Origin of the sequence: Vibrio sp. Vb1755, from assembly GCF_033338635.1 — a bacterium.
In the GTDB taxonomy this organism is placed as follows: Bacteria; Pseudomonadota; Gammaproteobacteria; order Enterobacterales; family Vibrionaceae; genus Vibrio; species Vibrio alginolyticus.
Window position 1 is genome coordinate 1 of sequence record NZ_JAWOTA010000329.1, and the last position, 1,072, is coordinate 1,072.

General features: G+C 45.7%; 1 protein-coding gene and 1 pseudogene. Both read right to left on the bottom strand.

What is annotated here, in order from left to right:
* A pseudogene (locus R7E00_RS24910) lies at positions 1–265 on the bottom strand (lytic transglycosylase F); the annotation flags it as partial.
* A gap of 158 nt (positions 266–423) precedes the next feature.
* The coding region (locus tag R7E00_RS24915) for an outer membrane protein assembly factor BamD (RefSeq protein ID WP_318124893.1) at positions 424–1,072 on the bottom strand (649 nt) is incomplete at its 5' end.

Below are 1,072 nucleotides of genomic sequence, written 5' to 3' on the forward strand. Positions count from 1 at the left end.
GCAATTGGTCTCGCGCTAGAGGGATGATTTGTACGTTCAGTTTGGGTTTGATTTTGCGTAAATCTTTTTCAAAGTGAGCCAGCAGCTCTGCGCCAATCCCTTTTGGTGTTCCTCCTTCGATATAGTAGAAGCCTAAATCGGCAGAGACTAAAACGCGCAATACGTTTTTCTCTTTGATGACATCCAAGTCACCCGTGTACGGAGGCTGTTTTAATGGTGAGATTTCCAAAGCGTAAACGGACGCCGACAACAGAAAGAACAGCATTGCCCAAAACTTAGATATGGTCACGTTCACGTCCAGTTTAATGGTGGAGTAGAACTCTAAGCATAAGTTGTGCTCAAAAAATCATCAAGATTGTTCAAAGAGGAGTAATTGGTGGTAGAAAACAAAACCGCCACAGTTTGAGCTGTGGCGGTAGGCGTTTATTTGACAGGATTTAGCTTAATGAGTGCTTCTGTTCTTGCAACGGCATCTTCTAGTTGCAGCTGCTTGTAGGCTTCCAGCTGAATTTCTAACGATTTGCGAGCTGCTTCTGTATCAGGGAATGATTTTTGAAGCTCTTGGCTACGGTTAATGGCAGCGATCCATGCTTCACGGCGAAGGTAAAAATCAGCGGTAGCTAAATCGTAATTCGCTAAGCGGTTTTTCAAGGCCACCATGCGTTTTTGTGCATCTTCCGCATATGGGCTGTTTGGATAACGTTGAAGCAGCTTCTTAAAGTCATCAAATGCTTTTTTCACGGGCTCTGGGTCGCGGTCGCTACGATCGATGCTAAACAGGTCGTGCATAAAGTTACGATCTTGAGCCATGTGGCTCAGGCCACGCATGTAAAGCACCCAGTCCATTTTTTCATGGGTCGGGTTTAGGCGCATAAAGCGAGAGATGGTTGCTAAGCCTAACGCTAGGTCGTCGTTTTTGTAGTATGCGTAAATAAGGTCAAGTTGTACCTGTTCAGAGTAGGCACCAAATGGGTAACGTGAGTCTAACGCTTCCAGTTTCTCAATCGCAGAAAGCCAGTTGCCACTTTGAAGTGAGACTTGTGCGTCTGCATACAGTTCCGAAGGCGGCACA